The sequence below is a fragment of the Bacillota bacterium genome (assembly GCA_013314855.1).
GTDB lineage: Bacteria > Bacillota > Clostridia > Acetivibrionales > DUMC01 > Ch48.
The window spans coordinates 1-26,686 of record JABUEW010000023.1 but is presented as its reverse complement, the minus strand read 5'-3'; the positions used below and the strand labels follow the sequence as shown (position 1 = coordinate 26,686).

Genomic DNA, 26,686 nt, shown 5'->3' with positions numbered 1-26,686 from the left:
GTACTCCTTTAATACATTTCACAAACTTAGAACTTACTCTTATCAGCCCACAGCCCTAAAGCAGGGTTACTGATATAGAATATCTCTTCTCCATTATCCAGTGTATTGTAACCATCTTTCAATTTTTTAGGGTTATACTTTTTATAGGCCTCTTCCAGGGGCATGTATTTAAAATTAACGCCTTCCACTTCTTCCCTGCTTAATTTGTCTACTGCATATGTAATTGAAAACCTTCCGTCCGATGAGCCATGGATAAGGTGTGCCGCAACGGATAAGTTCTTTTGCAGATCTTCATTTTCTTTAACAAGCTGGAGAACCTTTTCTCTTCCCACGTACCCATATTTCCTGATGAGTACATCATTTTCATCATCTTCTCCAAACTTCCTTACACCGGGTGCAAGTATAATAAGTTCCCCGCCATCGGCAATTGCCATCCTTGTCCTGTAAACAGCCTTATTGCCAAGCCATGTGCTTTTAAATTCCTTCTCGTCAAGGAATACAACAACCTTCTTAAAAGGCTTTTCTACGAAAGTAAGGTTCTTTTCCTGGCTTAACTTGATGGCTTCTTCCAGTATATGCCTTTCTCTTCCTATAAATAATCCATGTATAAATACTTTATTTTCTTTTGCAGTAGTTACTGTAAGAACATACATAAGGGGAATATCCTTTATAAAGTTCTCTTCGGCATAATCAAAAACCTTTCTTACAGGTGAATGGTCCCTTCCCATAATCCTTTCCATTCCATAAAATGCACCCAACATGTGGGATTTATTAATGGTTGAGCTTCCACCGCATCCTACAAAAATATTTTTGCTGTAGTTGGCCATTCCAATAACTTCGTGGGGTACCACCTGGCCTATGGATATTATTAAATCATAGGATTTATCCAACAAACGCTTATTAATCTCTATATCAACAGGTTCGTTTAAAAGTCCTTCAGACACTTCCTCAACAAATTCTCTCGGCACTTGCCCAATTTTCACAACATCTGTCCTCCAGTTGTGGGCAATAAAGCGATCCATGGGTATACCTTCCCCAAACATCTCCAGGCATTCCTGTTTTGTCATAGGCTCATGGGTTCCCAGGGCAGGCATTATATCAACCTGGCAGGTGTCTTTCAGCATTTCAAAGTACATTGCCGTAATTTTACCAGCACCGGAATGTCCCCTGGTAAAATCGGGAGGTATAAGCAACACTTTTTTCAAGCCTGCTCTTTTTGCCTCTATAGAACACTCAAGGGCTTTCTTTAACTCAATATCGTTTATGCCTTCGCACGCTTTTGACTTCATAATTATTTCCACCATTTTTCCACCTCTGCCTTAATAAATAAGAATGAAAATTTTACCTACCCTTACACATTACACATTATATGTCGACGCAGAAGTTGTACCTCCGCGGCCTGTCCAGTTGGTATGGAAGAATTCTCCACGCGGCCTGTCTATGCGCTCATAGGTATGGGCACCGAAGTAATCTCTCTGTGCTTGTAACAGGTTTGCAGGCAGCCTTTCACTTCTATAACCGTCATAGTATGAAAGAGCGGAAGCAAATGCAGGCACCGGAATTCCATTGACAACTGCTGTTGATACTACTTTTCTCCAGCTGTCCTGGGAGGATATAACCTTTTCTTTGAAGAATGGATCCAATAAAAGGTTTGGCAATTCATAATTCTTTTCAAAAGCCTCTTTAATTTTACCAAGAAATACCGACCTGATTATACAGCCGCCGCGCCACATAAGGGCAATCCCGCCATAGTTAAGGTGCCAACCGTAAGTTTGGGCAGCAGCGCGCATAAGTGTGAAGCCTTGAGCATATGAAACTATTTTTGATGCATAGAGAGCTCTCCTTATATCTTCTATAAATGCCTTTTTATCCCCTTCAAACCCCGGTGCAGGTCCGGAGAGGACTTTTGATGCTTTAACTCTCTCTTCTTTCATGGCTGAAAGGCACCTTGAAAATACCGCTTCTCCTATCAGTGTTAATGGAATGCCTTCATCCAGAGCTGCAATCGCTGTCCATTTACCTGTACCTTTCTGCCCTGCAGTATCGAGAATTTTATCTACCAGGGGAAGTCCGTCTTCATCCTTGTATGCAAGTATATCCCGGGTAATTTCAATAAGATAGCTGTTCAGCTCTCCCTCATTCCACTCTTTGAAGACTTCATGCATTTCATCCGCAGACATTCCAAGAACATCTTTCATTAAATGGTAAGCTTCACATATAAGCTGCATGTCGCCGTATTCAATTCCATTATGCACCATTTTTACAAAATGTCCTGCCCCATTTTCCCCTACCCAATCACAACACGGAGAACCATCTTCAACTTTTGCTGCTATTGCCTGGAAGATTGGTTTAACATGAGGCCAAGCTTCAGGAGAACCTCCGGGCATTAAGCTTGGGCCCAAAAGTGCTCCTTCTTCGCCTCCGGAAACCCCTGTCCCGATATAAAGAAGCCCTTTCTCCTCAACATATTTAGTACGGCGTATGGTATCAGGGAAATGCGAATTCCCCCCATCGATTATTATATCTCCCTTCTCCAGAAGGGGAACTAGCATTTCAATAAAATCGTCCACTGGTTTCCCAGCCTTTACCATCAGCATGATTTTACGTGGCTTTTTCAGAGCTCCAACAAGCTCTTCCAGTGAATAAGTCTCAATTATGTTTTTACCTTTACCCCTGCCTTCAACAAAACTTTTTACTTTATCAACGGTACGGTTGAAAACCGCAACTGTAAAACCTTTGCTCTCCATATTCAGAACAAGGTTTTCACCCATAACTGCAAGACCTATAAGTCCAATATCCGCTTTACTCATAATTACCCTCCTACTCGATTTTTATTTCTAAATTACTTTTTCTTTCCCAATTTAAATTTTTACATGTCCACCTTAATTTCAAGCTTGCCTTACCGTATGATTACCGATTTTTTACTGGACTAAAACCCTATTTTTTCTTCCAGGGCGGTGTTGACGGCAAATATTTATCAAACTCCGCAATCAATTTTTCTTCATATGCTCCTGCATACTCACCCTTAATAAACTTGTCAAAAGCCTCTTTATAGAAGCGTTCCCAGGAATCGTCTTCATTTCCGGGGTTAATTGGATAGAAAAGAGCGTTATTAACCCTTGCTGCTTTTAAATCTCCGGGTGCGTCACCAACCATGAGCACTTTATTATCTTCATAACGTTTATCCTTTGCAAAACCGATACATTCTGCCTTGGTGCCCATTTCCTGGCCGGCTATAACCTTTACATACTTTGCAATATCATGCTCTTCCCATTCTCTTACCAGAGCCTCCCCAGGTGTTGCCGAAACTACAATAACATCCGCAAACTCAAGCATTTTTTCCAGGCTTTCACGTACGAATGGAAAAGGAGGTACACCTCTTACAATTTTAGCCACCGTATCATTTACTGCGATAGACCATTTCAAGGTTTTTGCAAGAATAGGGTCCTTCGTTTCTTTAACTACAGCTTCAAGTGCAGGATTCCCAAGTTTTGTTTCCTTCTCAATCCACTTGCGTAAAGGCCCTAAATCAGGCACTTTAAATCCACGTTTTTTTACTTCTTCTCTGTCGGCCAAAAGGTCCATAACATTGATCAAAGCCGGAAAACGATTTATACCTCTCCACTTTGAATAAAGGTTTACAAACTCCGCAGCCTCTCTTGCATATTTTGAAATAGCCTGCAAATCCCACTCGTTAATTATATTGGGAATAAAGCACTCCTTATGCTTTACTTCCATGGTGTCAAAAGCACATCCGTCAGAATCGATACAAATCAAAAAGCCTTTTTCCTTCTTCATTTCTATAAGGGGTTGCGCAACATTGGTCATTACATTTCGCCTCCTTAGATTTTTTTATTACCTATATGCTTGCGGCACATAAGGTTTTAGCTTCTTTTCCGCAAATATCGGTTTTAACCTGGCAAAGCGCATTCTTCCACCTACCATGGGTATGCTTACCCAATCTTCGCCAATCAATGGTTTTGCATACTTAATAAACTCATCGGTAACATCGATACGATTTGAGGCAATCCAGGATTCCGGGAACGTACGTTCCGAATTGGCTACCAGCTCCAGGGGTACTTTATCAAAATAAACATTGTATATAGGGCCGGGTTTTCTCAAAATGGTGGACATATAACCATTTCCGTCTTCTACAGCTATCTGTACGGCTTTTTGCCCCAGCTTATACGCCTCATCAAGGTCAACAGGCGAAGCCATATTAATACATCCCCTCTGGTCAGTACCTGGTACTTGCCCTCTTGCTGTTCCCCTAACTTTAAGCCCGACCTTGTTTAAGTAGTTGACCACCACCTGGGCAACCGTAGTCTGACTTGCACTAAACTGGGTATGCCCGAATGAATCCTTGGTTTCTCCAATATCTCCTACAGGGAACCCTTCACTTACCACAACAATACATCTTCCCGAAGCTTTCAGCTGCTCATTTACCTTTTCGGCCATTTCTTCCAAAGTAACTTTTGATTCTACCATATATATTTGCAGGGGGAGTTCCCTATTTGGATCCGCAAGCCTTGCTGCAGCAGGTATAAACCCTATTTTTCTACCCATTGCCTGCAATACAAGGACGGGATCCGAAGGGCATGAACCTGCATTCTCTTCATTGGCATTCTGGATCATGGAGGCCCAATAACGTGCCACGCTTCCGTAACCAGGTGTGTGGTCTATAAGTTTAAATTCGGAATCCCCTACATCGTTGTCAATGGTCTTTGGTACTCCTATGGCAACAAGATCCAAACCCTTTTCGTGGGCAAGCTTGCTTATTTTATTGGCCGTATCCATAGAATCGTTTCCGCCAATATAGAAAAGGTACCCTACATCATGAGCCTTAAGTACTTCAATTATTCTTTCAAAGTCTTCTTCCTGCTGCTTTTTCAATTTATACCTGCAGGTACCGATAGAACCAGCTGTGGGAGTCGTCCTCAAAAGAGCTATTTCTTCTTCATCCTGGCTGCTTAAGTTAAGGAGCTCTTCCTTGAGAATTCCTTCAACACCGTGCCAGCCAGCATAGACAGTGCCGAATATTTTCCCATATTCCTTGCAGGTATCAATTACTCCCCTTAGAGAATTATTTATAACAGGAGTGGGCCCTCCCGACTGGGCAACAATTACATTTTTAGGTCTTGGCATAATATCTCTCCTTTCGCCTGGTAATCCTGTTTTTTGTATTGGTTTTTTTTATTATTATCTTTTTAGTTGTGTTCAAATCATATTATTAACTAATTATATTATATCCCAATATATTTGCAACTTTCTTTGCATATATTGCTTGTATTATTGCAATTATTGCTGTATAATAGCTTTATTATTTAGAGTAACCAACTTCTATAAAAAACAAAATAATATCTGTGGCAGGTGATATTAGTTTGAAAAATAATATGCATACGTTTTTTAATGATTTCACGTCAAGGCAATACATGATAACTCCTGATTATGAATATTTTCATTACATTGACAGGTCATCCACCGATATAGAATACCATAACCATGATTTCTATGAAATATACCTTTTTGTATCAGGCAGGGTAACTTACATGATAGAAGGAAAATCCTACAGGTTAAAACCCGGAGATATTCTTCTTATACATAATAATGAGCTTCACAAACCAATAGTTGAACAAGGAGAAATATATGAAAGGATAGTATTATGGATTAACCCGAATTTTCTTAAAAGACAAAGCGTCGAAAATACAAACCTTTCTTTATGTTTTGAATATTCATTCCCTGGGAAAACCAACCTTTTAAGGGCAGATCCGGAACTGTTAGGTAAAATCAGAAATATTTTGTCCAAGTTTGAAAATGCCTGTAACAGCATGAGCTACGGAAGCAATATATTGAAAGACCTCTATCTTATGGAATTCATAATTTATATTAACAAAGCCTTCCTTGAATCTTTTGGCGACAAGGTTGAAGAGGATGTGGAATATGACGAAAAAATAAACAGCATCATTAACTATATAAATAAAAATTTGAACTTAGACCTGTCCCTGGACACATTAGCACAAAAATTCTACCTCAGCAAATACCATTTGCTCCGGGAGTTTAAAAAATACACAGGTTATACAATCCATAATTATGTCCGCCAGAAAAGGCTTATTATGGCTAAATCTCTTTTAAAAGAAGGCATTTCTGTAACAGAAGTATATGGCCGTTGTGGTTTCGGGGACTACTCCAATTTTATAAGGGCATTTAAAAATGCATATGGAGTACCTCCTAAAACATATTATAAATCCCTACATTAGATTCCTGTTTCAAAACAACGCAACATTTTTACTTTTATAAAATTTTGCAAATAGGTGTATAAAATGTGAATATCGGTCAATAATAAATAATGACCTCACAAAATACATTTTGACCCCCTTTACAACGGTTAGTCTTAAAGACTAACCTTTTTTTTATTATTCCTGTTATTATTCTTGAATTTGACCATACAAAACTAGCTTAATTTGACCACCTTATTCATTTCAGTCTGGCCAGTTAAACCGTTTAAATTTGATCATTTCTCTTAGCAATAAACCTTATAACAGCAGGTGTAGGAGCAGGAATAGGAGCTGTAAAACATTAAGCAAGAAAATTATTCTTTATATCATCAGGAATGTCTTGATTTAGTAATTCTAAAAGATAAGTCAAATTATGTGACTTTTTAAAGTTTATTTGCAGTAATACTAGTAATCCCTTTATGTATTTTTCAGAGGACTGTTGGCACATAAAAACACCTCCACATATATTATACTTATTGTTATAATAATAATTGAGCTTATCTAAGGACGAGGTATTACGACCGTGCAACAGGTCAGTTTATATCGGATTTAAAGCTTAAACCATTTTAGAATTTAATGACTATAAAGTTTGGGCGGTTTGTTTAGGTTATAAAACTACCTCTCAACTTCCTCATCTTCTTCATCGTCCAAAACATTGATTTTCTCAACTTCGTTATATAAGACACCATCAATTTGCTTGGCAAGCTCCGGTAAACTTTTTGTAATGATTCCCCAAAGCACTGCTAAATCAATGTTTTCATAAACGTGTACAATTTTGTTTCTCATGCCCCGAATGCCTTTCCTTCCAAGGTATATAGTCATACTTCTCCTGCGTATCCCCGCTGATTTCCTTTGCCAGCTCCCCAATTTGAGAAACTGAAAAGGCACAGGCAGAAAGGGTTTTTTTATCTGCCATAAAGTCCTCGAAAGAAAAACCGTCAACATACTGTATCACATCGTCTATATAAGTGCTAATCTTTTACAAAATAATCCTATCTTTGCCGATCATATAAAACAATTCCCTCCCGTTCTATTATGGATTGCATGGTTGCATTGTTTTTTAGTTCCGTAATCTCAAAAAGATCAACACGTTTACCTAGCCGGGTTGTAATGTCTTCCAATACTCCGTAAAAATCCATGTTTAAAAGCTCGCCTTTACTGTCTATGACAATATCTATATCACTATTGCCGGTGGGGCTACCTTTGGCATACGAACCAAACAGTATGGCGCGATAGACAGGGGCGGTTTCAAATACCGGAAATAGTTTTGTTTTTATTTCATTTATACTGAAAATTGGTTGTTCCATATTCTCACCACTCTATATTTTTTTCTTAATTATAGCAGAAAAATAGGGATTTTATAAGGAAAACAACAATCGTAGGGCGCATTTTCTTCATAAAAATAAAATGCGCCCACAAAATCGTAAAAAGGACCTCTTCAAGAAAAATTTTTAAAAATTTTTCTACCTGTGCAGTAAGATATACCAAAAATTAGCAACCTAATATTTTCTTCACTTACACTTAAATTAAATGCTCCCCAGCCAAAATTAGCACAAGACAAAACTCTTCTAATATGCTAAAATATATGTACATATTTTATTTTAATTGTATATTATTGGGGGTCAATATGCAAAACGAGACGCTAATAAGCATAAAACAGGTGACAAAGCGGTTTAACAGGATTACTGCCGTTAATAATATTACGCTTGAAATTTATAAAGATGAAATCTTCGGCCTGGTTGGTCCAAACGGTGCAGGAAAATCCACCCTGGTTTCAATGCTTACAACCCTTATCAAACCAGACAGCGGTGATATTATTATAGGTGGATGCAGCGTGTTGAATGAAGCTCCGTCCATTCGTAGGATGATCGGGTTTGTACCCCAGGATATAGCCCTATACCCTGCCCTTACCGGTTATGACAACCTGAAATTCTGGGGAAGCCTTTACGGACTTAAGGGTAACCAACTTAAAGAAAGGATTGATGAGGCTTTATCCTTCGTAGCCATGGAGGATAGGGCCCGTGATAAGGTTGATGAATACTCCGGTGGCATGAAAAGGCGTATTAACATTGCTGTTGCCCTTCTTCACCATCCTGCAATACTGGTTATGGATGAACCTACGGTAGGAGTAGATATAATTTCAAGGTACTATATTATAGATGCCATCAAAAATTTGAAAAACGACGGCAGGACAATTATTTACACAAGTCATGATATCGAAGAAATGGAAATGGTCTGCGACAGAATTGCAATAATGAACGCAGGTAAAATCTTAAAATGCGATACAGTTGATAACCTAAAAAAAGAAGCAAGCACAAAAAACCTGAAAGATGTAGTTCTTGAAGTAATTTTATCTGATGACTCCAAGTTCAACTTGGAACTAAATTATTTTCAATTTAGGGGAGGTGCAAAATAACAATGACAATTGCAGATATAAAAGCAAGGATAAGTCCTTTGAAAAAGAAAAATATATGCATTTTAATTGCTGCAATATTAGTTATTGCCGTGGCAATTGTTGTTACTTTACTGGTATTAAACAGGAATAAGAATGTAAAAGATTTATATTTCAGAATTGAAACAAGAAATTTTGTTAATTTCATGAATGAAATAGAAAAAAGGCAAAATGACAATATAGCTAAAACAAAACCATTTAGGGAACAGCCTTCCCGTACAAGGTACGAAATATCGGCAAAACTATCCCAACCGGATAATAAAAACGGAAACAATTCTTTCGGTGATTTACCCGCGCAGGCGGTAGATGTTATTAACAGCAGTAAATTGGTTTTAAATTCCTGGTATGACCTGAAAAATGATAAAAAAACAGGGTCTTTGTCTTTCCTGCTTGAGGGACAAAGTTTCCTGGATATAAATGCATTTTGGGATAAGGATATTATGGGTATTCAGGTTCCTGTTATTTATGATAAATACTTTGTGTTTAACAAAAATAATATTTCAAATGCTTTAAATAAGTTTGGCATCGATATTCCAGTAAAAAAAATATTAACTATTTCGGATATAAAAGATACTGTGAATTTTTCTACCGGAGAATTCAGGGATATATTGATAGATTATATCAAGTTCTTGGAAGAAAACATTACCGACCAGCAAGTATCCATGTCAAGAAATGTTAAAATTACTTCACAACCAGGAGCAACACCTGGGAAATTTGATATTTTTACAGTAAAGCTTAATGAATCCCAGTTTAAGGCTATCGCTACAAAAACAGTAGATATGCTATGTACTGATAAAAGGCTACTCAATATTACGTTGGGGAAAGTATATTCAGTCCTGGATATGCTGAAAGGTGCAGGATACTTTGATTTGGTAAAAGATATGGAAAGTACGGTAGGGCAACTCCAAAAATATGAGGATACGGAAAAATTAAGGCAGGATTTATTGGATATAATAGAAAACACATCCTTCCCTGAAGGTTTCGAAATGTTTCTTGCAGTAGACAAAAGTGGAAACATGGTAAACAGGAAAATATCTTTTGCAAGCAAAGCGGAAGGTGAATCCAAAAGGATGTTTAACCTTAATGCCGGACAATTCTTTACAAATCTTGTCATAGAGCAGGAAGCCGGAAGTAACCCGGCTGAAAATGCACGTATTGAGATAGAAACGGTAAGGCAAGATGGCACCGGCGGCCGATTCTTGCATATAAATTGTATAAATAACATCTGGCCGGACTTTGAAGTCTTAATTAATACAAGGAAAGAAATGATTGAAGATAACAAAAAGAAGGCAATAAACACAAGTTATTCCCTGGACATTAATCTGACCTGCAAGTCATTGAACATAGAGAATGGGAATATACTTGTAGATATAAAAAGAGAAGATCGGTATGGTGTTGATTTTGAATTGCCGGATATAAATGAAGCTACTGCAATTGATATAAATTCAATTGATGAAGAGGGGATTAAAGCAGTACAAACCGAAATTCAGTTTACAGCTGCAAAGTTTCTTCTAACCAATCAATACCTTATAAATGCCTTTACACAGGAAGATTGATGTTATGGGAGGTACTGAAAGTGAGGATATTCGTTTTAATTAGAAATGATATGAAACTTTTTTTCTCCGATTGGAAGGCGGTAGTGCTTTTTTTCGGCCTTCCATTTGCCTTCGTCAGCCTCTTTATAGTCTCCCTGTCCCCCCTTCTTGAAGGAAACAGGTTTATCGACTCCTTCAATATAGCCATAGTTGACAAAGAGAATTCCCTGGAATCCAGGATGCTTATAAACCAGTTTTTAAGCCAGGCAGGATCAGATAATATTTCCGGAGAAGAGTCAGGCAACCTGATAAATTTTGTTAAAACCGATGAAGCCACAGGCCTGGAAATGCTTAAAAAAGGTGAGGCTGCAGGAGTTGTAATTATACCTGAAGGCTTTGTTTACAGTATGTCGGTTGGAGAAAACAAACCCTTTGAAGTTATAACCGACTCAAGGCAACCGCTCATTGCCAACTTTATAAAAAATTATATGCAAAGTTATGCAGATATAATATCCGCTTCTCAAAACGGAATTATGACAGCATATGTCTTTTATTCAAAAGCAACCTCCCCCGAAGAGTTTTATGATAAAAAGTATTCTGATGTTATAACCAAATTTTCCTTAAAGGCACTTTCAAGAACTGAGGCATTTGTCACAAGAACGGCGTCCTACATACCCGACGTCACCAAGTATGAATACTTTACCGCCGCGCTCCTTGCCGTATTTATCATGTTCGGAGGTATTATGGGAATTAAATTTACTGCAGGTGAAAAGCAATTAGGTATAAGCACCAGGTTGAATATATCACCCCTTACAGGCATGGAATTCATTACAGCCAGGTTTGTAACCGTGTTTATCCTGTCGCTGCTGCAGTTTTTATCAGTTATCATCCCTGGGGGAATTATTTTTAAAATATATTTAAGGACATCACCCATATACATGTTAATTATGTTTATAATAACGGTATTTACCGTATCGGCATGGGCGGTTTTTATTGCCGTTATTTCACCGACACCGGTTGCAGCAGACCTGGCAGGAAGTCTCGGTACTCTTCTTATGGCCGCTGTGGGTGGAAGCATTTATCCCCTTACCGCACTTCCCGATAGCATAAAAAACTTAAGCTACTTTACAATAAACAGGTGGGCTGTACAGGGTTTTTTAGAAATATTTTCCGGGAAACTTAGTTCGGCGTTTTTTATTGATATGGCTGTACTTGCTGGAATGGGCCTGGTTTATCTGGGCCTGTCGGTTCCGTTTTTAAAGCTGATGCAAAAACGGACATAACCGCAAGCATAATTATAGGTATAACTATAAATATAACTGCAAGCATAATTGCTAACTGCAAGCATAACTGCAAGTGGAGGTAAAACATGGTTAAGGTTGTTACAGTGCTAAAGTATAAACTAAAAATTTTATTTTCAGACAAAAGCTTTTTAATAGCAATGACCGCAATCCCCCTTTTCCTTACCCTTATCACAGGATACGCATTGAGGTTCGAGAAGCATAATGAAATACCCGTGGCCATATGTGATGTTGATAACACGGATTATTCTCAAATGATAATAAATGGTATTTCAAAAATTAAAGGATTCAAAATCTTTTTAACCGATGAAACCACAGCTATAAAACTTGTAAAAGATTATAAAGTAGAATGTGCATTTATTATAAAAGAAGGTTTTAAAGATAATATTATTTCAGGGGATATCCGGGGAATTATTGAACAGGTTGCCCATCCTTCATCTGTTTCACAGGAAGTTATAAAAGAAATTATCGGCGGTGAAGTTGCAAGGATAATGCTCAATATCAGTGCTGCGGACTGGGTTGTAAATGAGTATATAAGACTGAATGAGCTTTCGTTAAATGATACTGAAAAAAAGGAACGTATATGGAATGAGGCATGGCAATATACAGATTCATTGTGGGAACCGGAGCCGCCTATGAAGTTGGAATTTAAAGAAGTCCATGAAGGCTCAGTATATACAGTTGAAAATCAAAAAGACAGTTTCCATGTAAGCTCAATCTCATCCTCTGCTTTTGGAATGCTTATAGCTTTTATAATGTTTCTTATCATGTTTAACAGCAGCTGGCTTGTGAATGAAAAGGAAAACGGAACCCTGAAGCGGATCATCTCCGGCCCCGGTGCCATTACTGCGCTATTTGCAGGAAATATCCTTTCGCTTCTGTTAATAGGAATTGTACAAATAATTCTTTTTGCAGCAATATCCGGACTGGTTTTTGGAGTGGATATATTTATCAAACCGGTTAATATTGCGATACTTTTCATATATCTCTTATGCGTAATAGGAATAAGCCTGTTTATATCATCCCTTTTGAAAACAAGGCTGCAACTGCAGGCAGGGGCCCCTCTTTTCTCTATAATTACAGGGTTTCTTGGAGGCTGTTTCTGGAATTACGCAAATACGGGAGGAATTATAAAAACCATTTCGCTTTTTACTCCCCAGGGGCTGGCATTGGATTTGTTCAGCAGGTATAGCCAACAAGTATCCGGAAAGGTTTTGCCAGCGACAATAGGATCCCTGCTTTCAAGCGTACCGGCAATTGCCCTCCTTGCGCTGGCCTCTGTTATGACATTACTAAGTTATTTTTCAATAAAAGGATTAAGATATTAGGGAATATGTTAGGGAATACATTTCTACACTTATAACTTTAATATTACTTTTAACATTATTTTTTAAGTATGGACTTATCCTTGAGGAGTTTTATAAATACTCCCCCAACAACAGAGCGGCACTGAAAACCTTCTTGCTTTGCCGTTATCGTATCATACCAATAAATATATTCAATACATTATACATTATACTGTCTACTTAAACGGTGGGGAATTCGCATCCCCGTCATCAAAGGCGGATATTTTCCATCCATTATCTGTTTTTCTTAAAGTAGCAATAATCGGCATAGTCACAGGCCAGCTTGTTTCATCCATCATCATTGTGTGGTAATAGTATACTTTTGAAATAGTATCGCTCTTTTCTTCCTTTATAATCTCCTCAATTTCAACATTTTTGAACATACCTGTAGTTTCAATTAAACCTGCAAAAAACTTAACGTCAATATCGGATTTATTTATTTCGGTATTTACTTCAACACCCTGGAACATTTGCTCCAATATCTTCTTTAAAACATTAAACCTTATCTTTTCATCAACTAAATTATATGCTTCTTCATACCTGGCGTTATTAACGTATTCATAAAAAGACTTAAGAACTGAAACCGCCTCGCTGTATGAAAGTTTCCCCCCTGTTTCATCCAACCGGTTTGTACCTTCTGTAGATTCATTTCCACTTTCAGGCACATTGCTGTTTTCTTGAGGTGTACTGTCTTTGGGCAGTTGACCGCTTACTGCCTCAACATTGCTACTGGTTTCACTCTGGTCTCTTTTTTGAGTTTCTTCTTGTTCAGGTTGTTCTTTGTCTTGTCCTGCGCCTGGACTGCTTATACCTTCTTGCAGGCCGGTTTTCCCTTCCTGTTCTGTCTTAGCTTGTTCATCCCCATTCTCAGGACTTGCCGTATTTTCTGTATTTCCTTCATTTTCAATTTTATTTTTATCTTCCGGATAAATTACCCGGCCCATTTTTATATTAAAAGTAACTTCAACTTCAGACTCATTCTCCCTTGTTGACTTTTCCTTATTCCATAAATATGAATACTCCTTTAGCCTGAGTTCTTCGGAAGATCTCCACCTTAATATGAAATATGAATAAATCCTGCTATTGTCCTCCGCCTTCCCAATTGCCTTTCCATCAAGGGTCTTATTATCGGCCACCAAAAGGTTATCGACCACACAATTAAATATCTGTATAAAAGAATCTTTTCCCTCATCACCTACCAGGTAGCTATATGCAGCATGCGCTTTATCCGGTGAAAAAGTAATCCTGTTAAAACCATGGCCTTTTCCGCCGTGGAGTTTTTTTACATTACCGTCTTTCAGGCTAAGTACATAAAAATCAAACAATATTTCCTTGGGATTTAATTCTTTTTCAACAAAAAAGTATAATTTTGCATATTTCGTGTTTAATATCCCTTCAGATATGTGAAATTTATTATTATCATCACTCAAAAATTCTTTCAAGGCAGGTATTTCACTGGCTGAATATAACATGGATTTACTTACGCCTTGCATATAATACTCGACCTCAATAAAGGGGAGCTTGTCATTATCGTAGCATAAGTACATTTCCACTTCATATTCCGGAGAGTTGTTAATAATATTTATACTGCTTTTTGAAACCCACTGGTATCCTATTTCTTCCTGAGCATTTCCCTTAGTTGTTTCACTGTCTTCTTCATCCCCTTGAGTTTCTGAGATTCCCGATTTCCCTGGTACTGAAAGATTTTCATCTCCATCGCTGATGGTGTTTTCGTTGTCACCTTCACCTTTATTACCTGTAACAGGAGCCTTTACAGGTAATACACCTGATACAAATAGGGTTGTTAATATGATTGAAAAAGTAAGAAAGACCGATATCGCTAGATAAAGTTGTTTTCCTTTCATAATTTCCCACCCAAAACTTTTATAATTAGTTTGTAATATTAACCTCTAATTTATTCAATCTGAAACGCAGTTTCTCTAAGTATTCCTTGCCTTACAACTCAATAACCCACAGCTTTATTCTACAGCATTGACTCAAATTCATCAAGGATAGATTCAAATTTTTTTAGTGCATCCTCAATAGGCTTCGGAGTAGTCAAATCTACTCCCGCCTTTTCCAATAATTTAAGAGGATAATCCGAAGCACCGCTGCTTAAAAAATCCATGTAGCGTTTTATAGCCCCTTTTCCTTCTTCAATAATATGTTTTAAGAGAGAAGCCGCTGCTGAAAATCCCGTAGCATATTTATACACGTAAAAGCTTGTATAAAAATGAGGAATTCTGGCCCATTCCATACCTATCTTATCATCAATAACAACACTGTTGCCGAAGTATTTCTTATTCAGATTGGTGTATATATCACACAATGTGTGGGAAGTTAATGCCTCACCCTTTGCAACTTTATCGTGAGTTATCTTTTCAAACTCAGCAAACATAGTTTGCCTGAACAAAGTCCCCCTGAACTCCTCCAGGTAGTTATTCAGAAGATAAGCTTTTTCTTCTTTACTTTTAGAATTCTTAAGCAAATAATCCATAAGCAGAAATTCATTTACAATAGAGGCTACTTCCGCAACAAATGTCTTATATTCGGAATATACGTAAGGTTGGGTTTTATTAGTATAAAATGTATGCATGGCATGCCCCATTTCATGGGCAATTGTAAACACATCTTTAATTGAACCCTGATAGTTTAGCAGTACATAAGGATGAGTAAGATAAGCTCCCCAAGAATAGGCACCGCTTGTTTTTCCTTCGTTCTCATATACATCAATCCAGCCTGAATCAAAAGCCTGTTTAAGATAACTCGAATATTCCCTGCCCATAGGCTCAAGGGCCTTCTCAACAATGGAATATGCCTCCCGGTAATCAATATGGCTTACCGGTTCTTTTACTATGGGGACATAAAGGTCATATATATATAATTCCTCAAGGCGCATAGCTCTCTTACGAACATCCATATACCTATGGAGAAGGTGCAGATTGTCACCTACGGTTTTTACCAAAGTGTTATAAACTCCGGTAGATATATTATCATCGTTTAGTGAAGCCTCAAGGCTGGAATTATATTTTCTAGCCTTTGCAAAAAAAAGGTCTTTTTTAATACTGTTTGATAGAGATGCTGCAAAAGTATTCTGAAATTTCCCATATACATTGTAAAGTGCTTCATAGGCATCTTTTCTAACTCTTCTATCTGTACTTTCCAAAAACTTTATGTACCTTCCCTTTGTTAACTCTACTTCTTCTCCGTTTTCATCCTTAATAAACGGGAACTTGATGTCGGCATTATTAAGCATGGAAAAAATGTCTGAAGGCGCCTGGGCAATTTCATGGGCTAACGCAATTAATTCTTCTTCCTTCTGGGATAATGTATGCTGCTTTTGTCTTAAAATATCGTCAATGAAATGCTTGTAAACTTGCAATCCATTTATCTTATTAAAAAAGTCATTTAAAACCCTTTCATCAATTGCAATTATTTCCGGCTTAATAAAGGAAATTGCCGCATATAGGCTCACATATAAAGCTGTAGCTCTATCGGTTAAAGCCTGGTAAACCGGATTCGTATTGTCTTCATCCCTTCTCATCCTTGCGTAAACAAGCAACTTATCCCCTAACGATAAAAGCCGATCTCTTAATTTCAGGCAATTTAGAAGATTATCCCCGGATTTTTCAAGAGTTCCCTTAAACTTCTGTATTTCTAAAGATAATTCCTTTACTTTATGAAAATCCTTTTCCCACTCCTCATCTTCAGCATAAATATTTTCTAATTTCCATTTAAACCTGTCGTCTATCTCATTTCTTTTAGGCAATGCTTTACTTCTGATAGGCTGCATCCCGATACCCTCCAGTAATTTCCAATAGTTTCATAGTACAACAAAACCGTATTATTTATTGTACCACAAATTTTAACAAGGCAACCAAAATTTTAAGATCTTTATTTTATCTATCAATTATCCTGTATATTGCCATAGCCGCTTCAGCTCTTGTTACGCTTTCTTTTGGAAGCAACATATAACTCTCTTTCAGATAAAATGCCTTTTCGGAAACAAGAAAAGCAAATACAGGTTTTGTATAATTTGGTATAATATCTCTATCAATATAGGTGTCCAGTATTTCAATAATATCTTCAGGCAAAGCCTTATTTACCGCTTTTAAAACCCTATCTATTATAACTGCCATTTCCACTCGGGTTAAGGGTTTATCCGGATAAAAGTTATTATTCGGATCTCCTGTAACAATTCCCAAATTTTTAGCTACCATAATCTCGTCATAAAACTCGTCCCCATAAATTACGTCATTAAAGGAACCAACCTTACGGCCTTCAAGCTTAAAGGCACGCACAATAAAGCTAGTAAATTCAGCCTTACTTATCAAACCATCCGGGTCAAAATACTCTCCTGTCTTTCCTATAATTATACCCCTTTCTGCAAGTTCTTCTATTGCTTCCCTTGCCGGATGCAAAGGAGGTATGTCTTGAAAGAAAACTCTGCGTTTAGTTACTGCATGTTTCTCCACGGTATAATTACTGCTTCCCGCCTTATTATAAGCCTTTATCCTGTAAATATACCGCCTGGACGGTAAAAGACCTGTATCTATATAAGAATTTGTCGTCGGATCCAATTTGGCAATAACTTTGTAAGACTCTTGTCCATCCAGTTTTCTTTCTACGATAAAGCCGGCTTCATTAACAGTTTCACCGACAGTTTCATAAGTAGGACTGCCTATCCAAGTTAGCCTGACCCGTCTTGAAGACAGTGGTTCAATTTCCAAGCCGGAAGGAGTTGCAGGCACCCGCGTAGTAACTTTTATTTCATCACTGTAAGCACTTAACCCTGTAATATCGTTAAAGGCCCTAACACGGAAGAAATATACATTCTCAGGTGATAGGCCATCTAAATAATATGTTTCTGTATTTGGGGGAAGATACGCTATTTCATTCCATTCCCCACTGGTACCTATTTTTTTCTCTATTTTAAACCCGCTCTCATCATTGTTGTTATCATTCCACATAAGCTGGATCTTATTTTCATTAATAACTGCATAATCCAGGTTGTCCGGTGGAACATATGGGTACACACTTGTATTTACCGTATTTGAAAAATTTGAGTATACTTTGCTATAAGAAAGGACGCTTCTTAATTTATATGAATATGAAATGCCTTCATCAATATTTCTATCAATGAACCTGTTATGATTTCTTTCCAATATTTCATATAACTCCCAATTACCATCATACCCGCTTTTTCTCCAAATCTCCACCTCCGTACCTATATCAAGACCGCTGTTATCCCACTTCAACTCTATAATTGAACCGGAAATAGTATTGGCAGATAGGGCTACAGGAGGATTTAGGTAGGTACAATTAATGGTAATTTCTTCAGAATAGGCTGACTCACTTCCCCCCTTAACGGCCTTTATCCTGTAAGTATAAAACGTTCCTTTAGAAAGTCCCTTGTCATGAAACCACTTGTTGCCTGATAGTATAATACCTACCGTGATAAAATCGCCATCATTTATCTTCCTTTCGATAAAAAAATAGTTTGCCTCTCCATTGTATTCCCATACAAGAAATATTTGCGAATGTGTAATAGCATATCCATAGAGTCCGAAAGGTTTTTCCAGGGTTGTATAAACTGCCTTTCCATAATCATTGGGATAATTCGTAGAATAAATATCGGAACTTGTAGCTCCTTTTATCCTGTAAAAATACTTGGTTCCTGGAGACAGTCCCGTATCAATATACTTATAAATACCCATAGGCACTCTTGCAACAACGTTCCATTCACCCTTTGTCCCCTCTTTTCTTTCTATGACGGTATCATACTGTTTATATCCCGGGTAAGTCCAGGCTAACTCAATTTGATCTGCAGATAACGGGGTTAATATCAGTGAATCAGGACCTGTTACCATATCGCTTGATGTAGACACTTCATTTGTGTAAGACCTTACGCTATTATCTTTATCTATTACCAATACCCGGTAAGTATAGACATATCCCGGTGAAACTCTGTAATCCGTGTAAGAGGTAGCATTGGCGCCTGTAATAGCTATTGTTGCAAACTGGCCGGAATCAACGGCCCTTTCAATTTTAAATCCTTTTTCACCTGTCACAACATCTTTCCATTCTAATTTAATGTGATAGGGAGAAATTATTATTAGCTTTAATAACTGCCTGCTTTCAGCCGCTCTAACTTTTACGGCCATTGGCAAAATTGAAGCTGATAACAAACCAACAATTAACATAAGGCAGGCACATCGCAGGTGCCGGTGTAGATGCCCGAACACGTTGCAGGGCCTTTTTTTTCTTGCCTTTCTTACAAGCATATGTACTACTCCCCTCAATTAAAATATTAACCGGAACAATAACCGTCTATTTACCTTATATCATATATCGGCAAAACAAAAGATTAATTAAACACCTTCACAGGAATAAGCTGTCAAATTATAGCAACAAGCCTATTAAGTTATAGAAATAGGCCTGTAAGATATATTACAAGAGATACTGTTAATGCACTCAGTATTGTAGATACAAACACAATTTGAGATGCATATTCCGGCTCATTGTCAAATTCTTTTGCAAGAAGTGCGGTATTGACAGCCGAAGGCGTCGATACACCGATAACTAATGCCTGGCCAAGAATGCCTCTTATTCCCATTGCCCATACCAGAAGGAACCCCAGCAGTGGCGAAAGTATAAGCCTTGTTAAGGTAGATACCAGGATGTCCCTGACTCTAATCTCAATCTTTATTTCAGAAAGCTGTGCTCCCAAGGTTACCAGCGCAATAGCAATAAAGCCCTTTGCAATATATCCTAACGGTACCAACACCAACCCAGGCATAGTAATATGAAAAGCTTTAACCAAGATTACTAAAAAGATCACATAAATTGAAGGCATCTTTAAGATATTTTTTAAAGCTTTTTTGGTAGTTGAATTCCCTGAGCTGGCCTGAAATACCCCAAAAGTGTTAGTAGTAATATTTTGAATAAGCATGATAAACACCTGGGATGTAACTGCTACCGGGTCACCTTTGAAAACCAGTTCAACAAGGGGCAAACCATAATTACCGCTATTGAAAAAAAGCAGTGAATTACAGAAAGCTTTTTTAATACTCCTGCTGTAACAAAATACTTTTGAAACCAGATGCCCCAATAGCAACAGAACTGCTTGCACTAAGAGAATGTAAACAAGTACCTGGCTGAAAAACTTAAGTGTAACCTGAGTTTCATATATTTTTAAAAATAAAAGGGCAGGTACGAATATGTATATATTCAATTTAGTAAGAGTCCTAATATCCATTTTCAATTTTTTCTGGGCAATAAAGCCCACAGCAATGAGGAAAAAAATAGGAAGTATTATATTAATTATTATGTAAATAAATGTATCCATTTCTTTTTGTTCCCCTCCTGGCATTGTACATATGAAACAAAAAATCCAATGTAAGAATTATACACTATACAGGTTTGCAAAATCAATATGAATAAGGCTGCATCCCTTTATTAATATAAAACGTTATCTTTAAGCCGAAGTATTCTCAAAACGGTTGACAAACGTCTAATTCCATTCTATAATTATTTTGTAGAAATTATTTTATATGCGCCCATAGCTCAGCAGGATAGAGCGTCGGTTTCCTAAACCGCAGGCCGGGGGTTCGAATCCCTTTGGGCGCACCAGGTAAAAACCCTCAGGTATGTGTTTAAGGATATATTTTCAAAAAAAGGGGATCATTCTTTAAATAAAAAATGAAAATGATCCCCTTATGTATAATAAAATACTTATACTATATCATATATTCTCCTTCCCATAAGCATTTCCTTATCCAACCAGATAATCTATTTCGTGTTACCAGTTACTTGATTTCAAAAAGGGCTTCAATTTCTACAGGTATATTGCTCGGCAATACATTAGTCCCAACAGCGGATCTTGAAGCTTTGCCGATTTCTTCTCCAAAGATATCAACAAGCAACTGTGAGGCTGCATTAATTACTTTGGGCTGATCGTAAAAGTCATCGGTACACGCTACAAATCCCAGAATTTTTACTACACTTTTAATCCTATTAAGGTCTTTTATCTTTTCATTAAGTACGCTTAAAATATTCAGCATACATGCATATGCTGCTTTTTGCCCTTCTTCCAGGGACAATTCCTTTCCTACTTTACCCACATATAAAGGTTTGCCATCAACAATAGGACCCTGCCCTGAGATATAAACAAATTTTTCTCCAAACTCTTTGGCAGGGAAATATACTCCCATGGGTATAGCAGGTTTAGGAAGTTCAATTCCCAATTCTTTCATTCTTTCATAAATACACATTTCTCTTTCACCCCTTAAAAGATGAATTTATATAACCTATCCATACAACTTATAATATAATTCCGGTATGTATATACTAATTATAATACTAAATCTTATATAATACTAAATCAAAATAAAAAATATAATATGTTTAACTTGATATAGTATTATCTAATATAACTTACCTCTGGCTTCAACATTAACTTTGCGTAATTTCTGGTGCTCCTCAAAAAAATAAACATGGTTGTAAAGATTAACAGTGGGGCATATATGGTTTGGAATAATTAAAAGCCTATCACCCGGCTTTAATCCTGTTTTACCGGACCTGCTTACAACAATTCCATGTTCTTCATAGAGCGTCTTGAAAACCAGGTCATCATTTCCTACAATACTTCCGTATCCATCAAAAAAATACGGAGCTGTTTTTAAAGGTACATCTGTTGAAAATGCCTTGCTTCCCCCGTCAATAACAGCATATTCATCACATGGAGTGCTTACAACTGTTACTAACACTGAAGCTGCGCAATCTTCAATTGATACTGTTTTGTTCTTTACCTGCATCATATCATTGAATATATATGTACCCGGCCTTATTTCAGTAATCCCTTTCACCTTTGCTACATATCTCCCTGTAGGAGTAGAACCTCCACTAACATCCCTTATATCTATTCCCCCATCTCTCAATCTCTTAGCAACCTGGTAAAGCTCTTCACCTTCCTGCCTTCCGGAAAGGTCACCTCCATCTGCTCCGTCGTTTTTAGATATCAACCCCCTGTAAGCATATATTCCTGTTAATGAAATACCGGGCAATCCATTGAGCCATTTACCGAAGGAAACCGCCTTTTCATAAGGTACGCCCGTACGTTTAAGGCCAATATCAATTTCCATTCTCACTTCCAATGTTATTCCTTCTTTTTGAGCAGCCTCAGACAGTGCCAGTGCACCTTCCTCGCTGTCGACACCTACTATGAGCCGTATTCTGCTTGCAAGGTTTACAACTCTTTCGATTTTTTTTGCCCCTACCACGGGATAAGCAATAAATATATCTGATATACCTGCATCAGCCATTACTTCAGCCTCGGACAATTTAGCACATGTAATTCCCGTAGCGCCATATTCAAGCTGGAGTTTTGCAAGTTCAGGGATTTTGTGGGTTTTAACATGGGGCCTTAAGTTGCACTGTGATGCTTTGGTATAATCGGCCATGCTTTTTAAATTTCTTTTGACTTTTTCAATGTCAACTATTAATGAAGGAGTATCAATATCAGAAAACATATTATCACCTCTTTCTGTGCCGTTAAAATTGTATAATTTAATAAGATTTTAATAAGATGACAAGTATGACAGTATCCTCACCCTCTTGTACATAGAGCAAATATATCCGCATCTTTCATCTTAAAAGCAATCCTGATTGGTTTCCCCGCAAGCACGGAGATGTCCGAACCGCACTTCCAATGCACTATCCCATCGAGTTCATCTCCGTACAATTCTTCCATATCTTCAAAGCCGAATCCCGGGATTGTCCTACCTGATTCATCCTGCAATTCAACCCTTATAAATCCTGCTGCAGAAGTTGAGTAATTCAATACCAGGTTTTTCCCTTTAAAGACGACCGGATGTGTTATAAAGCTTCCGACTTTCCAGCCGGCATTTACTGAACCAAAGCCATGCCGCCTTATTGTCATTCTTCGTATATATGCATCTTCCCACCTGTAATGTTCACTAATATACATTGAAAACTCATCGGAAGAAGTTTGAACTATTCCCCATGCCACCATGTTGTTTCGGTCGGTCCAGTTTCTTATATCAGGCCCTGGTCTTACCCATCCTTCCATAAATGTACGGTCCCAGTGAATTCCATCTCTACTGCTCATAAACACGGCATCGGATACCCCATCTACCAGGTGTTCCTTTACCTTTTTTCTTTTTGGTATAAATCTTTTGGGAAATGAAAGATAAATATGAGGTGCTCCTGGACACTGTACGGTGGAATTTGTATAAAATTGCTCCCACGGTACATTTCCCGTATAAATATTGGGCTGTGGCGTATCCCAGTTTAAAAAATCCTTTGAGGATGAACTTTGTATAGCCCTACAAAGGCTATTCATATTACTGCATAGGTCTTTATCTTCAACTTTCTGGAAATATCTTGAGTAACACCTGTAGAGTCTTTTTACAGTATCCCAGAATGCAATATTGTGTGAATCCAGTTCTCCTTTAGTTATAACAGGTTCTTCACGCATCTTTGACCACTGTATTCCATCAGCCGAGCAATATGCTGTAAGGCCTTCAGGCGGTAATCCTCCCAGCGCTTTATATTTTTGTCCGGGAACCGCATCCGGGTTTTCGTCCTTAAAAGGAGCGAAGTTATGAGAATCCTTACCCTTTAAAACAATATTGTTATCTTTTGACCCCTCAAACTCATATAATCCCAATGATGGACGGATAAAATCAACACCATTGCTGCTCTCTGCATAACATGTTACCTGTTCTTGCGATATATCGGAGAGAGTTAATCCTCTATAGTACATCTTTATTTTATCCTCATCTTTGAATACTGTAACATATATTCCGCTGCATCTTCCTTCCCAACTTTTATCCATTCTTAAGACTATCTCTCTTTTTTCGGGTCGATGCAGTTTAAGACAAACATTATCCATTTTATCTATAAGCCAAGTATCTACAAATATTTCTACCCTATCACCAATGTAAAGGAAATTATTATCCATGTATATTATGCCCCCCCATTCTTTAAAAATCCGGTAAGTTAATGTTAAACATAATTATAAACTATGATGATAAGAAAATAAAGATTTTATGCTATGTTGTTATATTTATTGTTATATTTATTTCAATTCAGTTTTAATACCTCTTTTGTTTACATAAATTCAACAATTTTTAACTCGTTTAATATAATATATTAGAACATAATTAAGCTGCGTAATAAGTTGGAAGACTAAAAAATTCCGGAATGACACTAAGTTATGATGAATTTAAGTGCATACTTGCACTTCAAATTTACAAATATACAAGTATAAAGGAGGTTTTAATATGAATTACAGAGAACTACTTGAACTCACAAAAAAACATCCTAACCCTTTTTCGATCAACCAAAGAAAAATCCGCATGTATGATTTTGAAACAGAAAATATTCCTCAAAAATCTGCGGAAAATTTAAATAAGGAGGAATATAAAAATTCTCAAAATACTCAAAAAGCCTCATATTGTAACTATGTATATAGAGAGGCTCTAAAGACAAGTAAAAGCAATATAAATAGAAATAGAAATAGCAAATAGCACGAAAATGAAATAAACTAAGTTAACAAAACAAGATAACACAAAATATGATAAACACCCCTGCAAAAAGTTGGGGGTATTTTTTTAATATTTGAAAACAGTTTTCAATGCAAAAATTCGAATAAGAAATTTAGATTTAAAAAGTTTTGACAATATGGATAAACCGTTTTAAAATTAATCTTGAGGTCAGTTAACTATTGCCTGAATCTGCTTCTAAAAGGTATAATCTTTTTAAGACAATCTTTAAATTGATTAATACGCGAGATGATGAAACAGGAGGATGAGGATAAAGTTTGGCTTATAATAAAATACATGACCATAAATACCATGAACGGTTTATGAATGAAGCTTACAAAGAAGCTTTAAAAGCATATAAAAAGGAAGAAGTTCCTATTGGTGCAATAATTGTTAAAGATAATAATATAATAGCCAGGGCCCACAATGAAAGGGAGTTGAAAAATGATGCAACCCTCCATGCTGAAATAAGCGCTATAAAAAAAGCATGTAAAAAACTTGGTTTGTGGAGGCTTAATGATTGTGACATGTATGTAACCCTTGAACCATGCGTCATGTGTGCAGGAGCGCTTATACAGGCTAGGATAAGGACAGTATATATTGGAACCGCAGACCCAAAAGCAGGTGCTGTTGGTTCTGTAATTGACATACTGGGCATAGAAAAATTTAACCATAAGGTAAATGTTGTATATGGTATTATGGAAGAAGAGTGTTCCTCAATACTTAAGAATTTTTTCAAAGAATTGAGGGAAAAAGCCAAAGTTACCTGTTGATTTGTATCTCTTCCATGTGTTAAAATAGTGCAGTAAGGTTCATTGTTTTCTTCTGTAATTAATACTAATATAGGATTATGCATTTACGCGGAGAGATGGCTGAGCTGGTCTAAGGCGCACGACTCGAAATGTGTTGGGCAATGGGGAAGTCTTGCAGCCGAAAACCTTGATTTTATGCAGTTTCTACTGACCTTGGAGTTCGAATAGAAATGAATTTTTGAGCTGTTCTATCCGAGTTCTATCCGGGTCACTTAGATAATTTAACTTGGAGGGTTGTCCGAGAGGCTGAAGGAGCTGGTCTCGAAAACCAGTGTACCGCAAGGTATCTAGGGTTCAAATCCCTAACCCTCCGCCATCATGGAGCTGTTAATACTAAACATTAGCGGCTCCTACCTTTTTAAAAGGCAAAGACTTTTCGATAATCTTTGCTGTCTTTTTCTTTGATTGGTATTCCAGATGCCCATAGATGTTAACCGTTGTCCGGATGTCGCTATGACCAACCCAATCTCTGATACGCTCCATAGATACTTCATTTGCCATCATCTATGCACTCTATTGGAGGATCTCAAGGGTGAGCGTAAGCGAGTTCATCTTGACCCTTGACATCCAATAGACATACATCCTTTTGCTTTCCAGTCTATTATGACAGACCGGCTGCCTTCCGGCGAGGATGGGGTTTGCGGAAAGCACCCCACCCGCTGCACTCATGCAATACTTAAAAGACTTCCCGCAAATTAAGGAAATCGCTTTACACCTGGACAGACAACGACATGGCTGGACGGCTGGCGGCAAAAACTATCAAGACTATCCTTCCGTCCATCTATGCCGTTTCCGACGAACCGCCGAAGAGAGGAAAGGATTATAACGACTATCTGAAAATCACCTTAAAGATACGGCAGCCGCGGGAGCGCGAATAAGCCTGCAAGTTTTATTTACTACTTCCACTTTAATTTTTTCAAAAATACCTTTGCAAATAAAGAATAACGTGATATATTTAAAGAAATAATATAATTATTTAAAATTTGGCTGAAAATCTTTATAATCAAAGAAAATATCGCTTGGTTTAAAGAGGTGATTACATGGTCGGATATGCAGAGCTTTCAAAAATGACTACTTTTACTTTGAACGATGTATGCAATCTTGTAGGCAATAAAAAAACTGCTTCTTCTCTTGTGTTAAGACTTTCTAAAAAGGGGTTTGTAAAAAAAATCAGAAACAACCTTTATACTTGCATTAACATAGCTGACGGACAGGTTATAGCTACAAAGTATCATATTGCCTGTGCAATAAATGAAACTGCTTATATATCGCATCATTCTGCTTTCGAATATATGGGAATATCCAATCAGGTGTTTTACGAAATATATGTATCCTCTTCGAAAAGATTTTCTGATTTTGAATTTGAAGGTATAACTTATAAATATGTTCCTTCAAAAT

The 26,686-nt window shown here is 37.3% G+C and carries 22 protein-coding genes, 2 tRNA genes and 2 pseudogenes; 11 read left to right on the top strand and 15 right to left on the bottom strand.

The features are described from left to right. Nucleotides 1–26 precede the first annotated feature (26 nt). The 4 genes from HPY74_05805 to HPY74_05790 all read right to left on the bottom strand — a co-directional run bounded on the left by HPY74_05805 (nt 27) and on the right by HPY74_05790 (nt 5,145). Nucleotides 27–1,304, bottom strand: coding sequence for a DUF2088 domain-containing protein (locus HPY74_05805; protein ID NSW90183.1), 1,278 nt, complete (start codon nt 1,302–1,304; stop codon nt 27–29). Between the two features lie 54 nt (nt 1,305–1,358). Then, the gene (gnd, locus tag HPY74_05800) at nt 1,359–2,810 is read right to left on the bottom strand and encodes a decarboxylating NADP(+)-dependent phosphogluconate dehydrogenase (GenBank protein NSW90182.1); all 1,452 of its coding nucleotides are present in this window, start codon (nt 2,808–2,810) and stop codon (nt 1,359–1,361) included. 127 nt (nt 2,811–2,937) lie between these two features. Next, nucleotides 2,938–3,828, bottom strand: a complete 891-nt coding sequence (locus HPY74_05795; GenBank protein NSW90181.1) for an HAD hydrolase-like protein — start codon at nt 3,826–3,828, stop codon at nt 2,938–2,940. Between the two features lie 27 nt (nt 3,829–3,855). Beyond that, entirely contained in the window at nt 3,856–5,145 is a 1,290-nt protein-coding gene (locus HPY74_05790; GenBank protein NSW90180.1) for a diphosphate--fructose-6-phosphate 1-phosphotransferase, read from the bottom strand. 236 nt (nt 5,146–5,381) lie between these two features. Between HPY74_05790 and HPY74_05785 the strand changes: the two genes are divergently transcribed. Then, nucleotides 5,382–6,257, top strand: a complete 876-nt coding sequence (locus HPY74_05785) for an AraC family transcriptional regulator (GenBank protein NSW90179.1) — start codon at nt 5,382–5,384, stop codon at nt 6,255–6,257. A gap of 319 nt (nt 6,258–6,576) precedes the next feature. On the opposite strand, the gene HPY74_05780 is transcribed toward HPY74_05785, so the two are convergent. From HPY74_05780 to HPY74_05770, 3 genes and pseudogenes are all read right to left on the bottom strand, one after another. Then, the gene (locus tag HPY74_05780) at nt 6,577–6,723 is read right to left on the bottom strand and encodes a HEPN domain-containing protein (protein ID NSW90178.1); all 147 of its coding nucleotides are present in this window, start codon (nt 6,721–6,723) and stop codon (nt 6,577–6,579) included. Between the two features lie 167 nt (nt 6,724–6,890). Then, nucleotides 6,891–7,284: pseudogene (locus tag HPY74_05775) on the bottom strand (DUF86 domain-containing protein). Next, the gene (locus HPY74_05770) at nt 7,268–7,582 is read right to left on the bottom strand and encodes a nucleotidyltransferase domain-containing protein (protein ID NSW90177.1); all 315 of its coding nucleotides are present in this window, start codon (nt 7,580–7,582) and stop codon (nt 7,268–7,270) included. Before HPY74_05770 ends, HPY74_05775 begins: the two are co-directional and overlap by 17 nt. 320 nt (nt 7,583–7,902) lie before the next feature. Between HPY74_05770 and HPY74_05765 the strand changes: the two genes are divergently transcribed. The 4 genes from HPY74_05765 to HPY74_05750 all read left to right on the top strand — a co-directional run bounded on the left by HPY74_05765 (nt 7,903) and on the right by HPY74_05750 (nt 12,891). After that, a complete protein-coding gene (locus HPY74_05765; protein NSW90176.1) occupies nt 7,903–8,691 on the top strand; it encodes an ABC transporter ATP-binding protein in 789 nt (262 codons plus the stop codon). Nucleotides 8,692–8,693: 2 nt separating this feature from the next. Next, nucleotides 8,694–10,283, top strand: a complete 1,590-nt coding sequence (locus HPY74_05760; protein ID NSW90175.1) for a hypothetical protein — start codon at nt 8,694–8,696, stop codon at nt 10,281–10,283. Between the two features lie 20 nt (nt 10,284–10,303). Next, a complete protein-coding gene (locus tag HPY74_05755) occupies nt 10,304–11,545 on the top strand; it encodes an ABC transporter permease (protein ID NSW90174.1) in 1,242 nt (413 codons plus the stop codon). Between the two features lie 86 nt (nt 11,546–11,631). Continuing rightward, a complete protein-coding gene (locus HPY74_05750) occupies nt 11,632–12,891 on the top strand; it encodes an ABC transporter permease (protein NSW90173.1) in 1,260 nt (419 codons plus the stop codon). A 194-nt stretch (nt 12,892–13,085) separates the two neighbouring features. Here the strand turns inward: HPY74_05750 and HPY74_05745 are convergent, their stop codons facing one another. The 4 genes from HPY74_05745 to HPY74_05730 form a co-directional block, all read right to left on the bottom strand. Next, entirely contained in the window at nt 13,086–14,774 is a 1,689-nt protein-coding gene (locus HPY74_05745) for a hypothetical protein (protein NSW90172.1), read from the bottom strand. A 119-nt stretch (nt 14,775–14,893) separates the two neighbouring features. Further along, complete coding sequence (gene pepF, locus HPY74_05740) at nt 14,894–16,702, bottom strand: oligoendopeptidase F (GenBank protein ID NSW90171.1); 1,809 nt, start codon at nt 16,700–16,702, stop codon at nt 14,894–14,896. Between the two features lie 106 nt (nt 16,703–16,808). Beyond that, a complete protein-coding gene (locus tag HPY74_05735; protein ID NSW90170.1) occupies nt 16,809–19,193 on the bottom strand; it encodes a fibronectin type III domain-containing protein in 2,385 nt (794 codons plus the stop codon). 140 nt (nt 19,194–19,333) lie between these two features. Next, entirely contained in the window at nt 19,334–20,257 is a 924-nt protein-coding gene (locus tag HPY74_05730) for an AEC family transporter (GenBank protein ID NSW90169.1), read from the bottom strand. A 207-nt stretch (nt 20,258–20,464) separates the two neighbouring features. Between HPY74_05730 and HPY74_05725 the strand changes: the two genes are divergently transcribed. Beyond that, a tRNA-Arg gene (locus HPY74_05725) sits at nt 20,465–20,541 on the top strand. Between the two features lie 176 nt (nt 20,542–20,717). On the opposite strand, the gene HPY74_05720 is transcribed toward HPY74_05725, so the two are convergent. From HPY74_05720 to HPY74_05710, 3 genes are all read right to left on the bottom strand, one after another. Further along, nucleotides 20,718–21,182, bottom strand: coding sequence for a RidA family protein (locus HPY74_05720; GenBank protein ID NSW90168.1), 465 nt, complete (start codon nt 21,180–21,182; stop codon nt 20,718–20,720). A gap of 153 nt (nt 21,183–21,335) precedes the next feature. After that, entirely contained in the window at nt 21,336–22,439 is a 1,104-nt protein-coding gene (locus HPY74_05715) for an alanine racemase (GenBank protein ID NSW90167.1), read from the bottom strand. A gap of 77 nt (nt 22,440–22,516) precedes the next feature. Continuing rightward, nucleotides 22,517–23,893: a hypothetical protein gene (locus HPY74_05710; protein NSW90166.1), complete on the bottom strand. Its 1,377-nt coding sequence runs from the start codon at nt 23,891–23,893 to the stop codon at nt 22,517–22,519. 322 nt (nt 23,894–24,215) lie between these two features. Here HPY74_05710 and HPY74_05705 point away from each other — a divergent pair, with 322 nt between their 5' ends. From HPY74_05705 to HPY74_05695, 3 genes are all read left to right on the top strand, one after another. Beyond that, complete coding sequence (locus HPY74_05705; GenBank protein ID NSW90165.1) at nt 24,216–24,461, top strand: hypothetical protein; 246 nt, start codon at nt 24,216–24,218, stop codon at nt 24,459–24,461. 338 nt (nt 24,462–24,799) lie between these two features. Further along, nucleotides 24,800–25,249, top strand: coding sequence for a nucleoside deaminase (locus HPY74_05700; protein ID NSW90164.1), 450 nt, complete (start codon nt 24,800–24,802; stop codon nt 25,247–25,249). 267 nt (nt 25,250–25,516) lie between these two features. Continuing rightward, nucleotides 25,517–25,604, top strand: a tRNA-Ser gene (locus HPY74_05695). A 17-nt stretch (nt 25,605–25,621) separates the two neighbouring features. Here the strand turns inward: HPY74_05695 and HPY74_05690 are convergent. Continuing rightward, nucleotides 25,622–25,771 carry a recombinase gene (locus tag HPY74_05690; GenBank protein NSW90163.1) on the bottom strand — a complete coding sequence of 50 codons (150 nt, stop codon included), beginning with the start codon at nt 25,769–25,771 and terminating at the stop codon, nt 25,622–25,624. A gap of 148 nt (nt 25,772–25,919) precedes the next feature. Between HPY74_05690 and HPY74_05685 the strand changes: the two are divergent. Next, a pseudogene (locus HPY74_05685) lies at nt 25,920–26,166 on the top strand (toprim domain-containing protein). A 162-nt stretch (nt 26,167–26,328) separates the two neighbouring features. Then, a partial coding sequence (locus tag HPY74_05680; protein ID NSW90162.1) for a hypothetical protein occupies nt 26,329–26,686 on the top strand: 358 nt, incomplete at its 3' end.

Coding starts and splice junctions, on each gene's coding strand:
- HPY74_05770 (NSW90177.1), bottom strand. CDS start 7,582: ATGGAACAACCAATTTTCAGTATAAATGAAATAAAAACAAAACTATTT.
- HPY74_05780 (NSW90178.1), bottom strand. CDS start 6,723: ATGTGCCAACAGTCCTCTGAAAAATACATAAAGGGATTACTAGTATTA.
- HPY74_05790 (NSW90180.1), bottom strand. CDS start 5,145: ATGCCAAGACCTAAAAATGTAATTGTTGCCCAGTCGGGAGGGCCCACT.
- HPY74_05705 (NSW90165.1), top strand. CDS start 24,216: ATGAATTACAGAGAACTACTTGAACTCACAAAAAAACATCCTAACCCT.
- HPY74_05690 (NSW90163.1), bottom strand. CDS start 25,771: ATGGAGCGTATCAGAGATTGGGTTGGTCATAGCGACATCCGGACAACG.
- HPY74_05795 (NSW90181.1), bottom strand. CDS start 3,828: ATGACCAATGTTGCGCAACCCCTTATAGAAATGAAGAAGGAAAAAGGC.
- HPY74_05760 (NSW90175.1), top strand. CDS start 8,694: ATGACAATTGCAGATATAAAAGCAAGGATAAGTCCTTTGAAAAAGAAA.
- pepF (NSW90171.1), bottom strand. CDS start 16,702: ATGCAGCCTATCAGAAGTAAAGCATTGCCTAAAAGAAATGAGATAGAC.
- HPY74_05710 (NSW90166.1), bottom strand. CDS start 23,893: ATGGATAATAATTTCCTTTACATTGGTGATAGGGTAGAAATATTTGTA.
- HPY74_05715 (NSW90167.1), bottom strand. CDS start 22,439: ATGTTTTCTGATATTGATACTCCTTCATTAATAGTTGACATTGAAAAA.
- HPY74_05735 (NSW90170.1), bottom strand. CDS start 19,193: ATGCTTGTAAGAAAGGCAAGAAAAAAAAGGCCCTGCAACGTGTTCGGG.
- HPY74_05805 (NSW90183.1), bottom strand. CDS start 1,304: ATGGTGGAAATAATTATGAAGTCAAAAGCGTGCGAAGGCATAAACGAT.
- HPY74_05720 (NSW90168.1), bottom strand. CDS start 21,182: ATGTGTATTTATGAAAGAATGAAAGAATTGGGAATTGAACTTCCTAAA.
- HPY74_05700 (NSW90164.1), top strand. CDS start 24,800: ATGAATGAAGCTTACAAAGAAGCTTTAAAAGCATATAAAAAGGAAGAA.
- HPY74_05730 (NSW90169.1), bottom strand. CDS start 20,257: ATGGATACATTTATTTACATAATAATTAATATAATACTTCCTATTTTT.
- gnd (NSW90182.1), bottom strand. CDS start 2,810: ATGAGTAAAGCGGATATTGGACTTATAGGTCTTGCAGTTATGGGTGAA.
- HPY74_05750 (NSW90173.1), top strand. CDS start 11,632: ATGGTTAAGGTTGTTACAGTGCTAAAGTATAAACTAAAAATTTTATTT.
- HPY74_05745 (NSW90172.1), bottom strand. CDS start 14,774: ATGAAAGGAAAACAACTTTATCTAGCGATATCGGTCTTTCTTACTTTT.
- HPY74_05765 (NSW90176.1), top strand. CDS start 7,903: ATGCAAAACGAGACGCTAATAAGCATAAAACAGGTGACAAAGCGGTTT.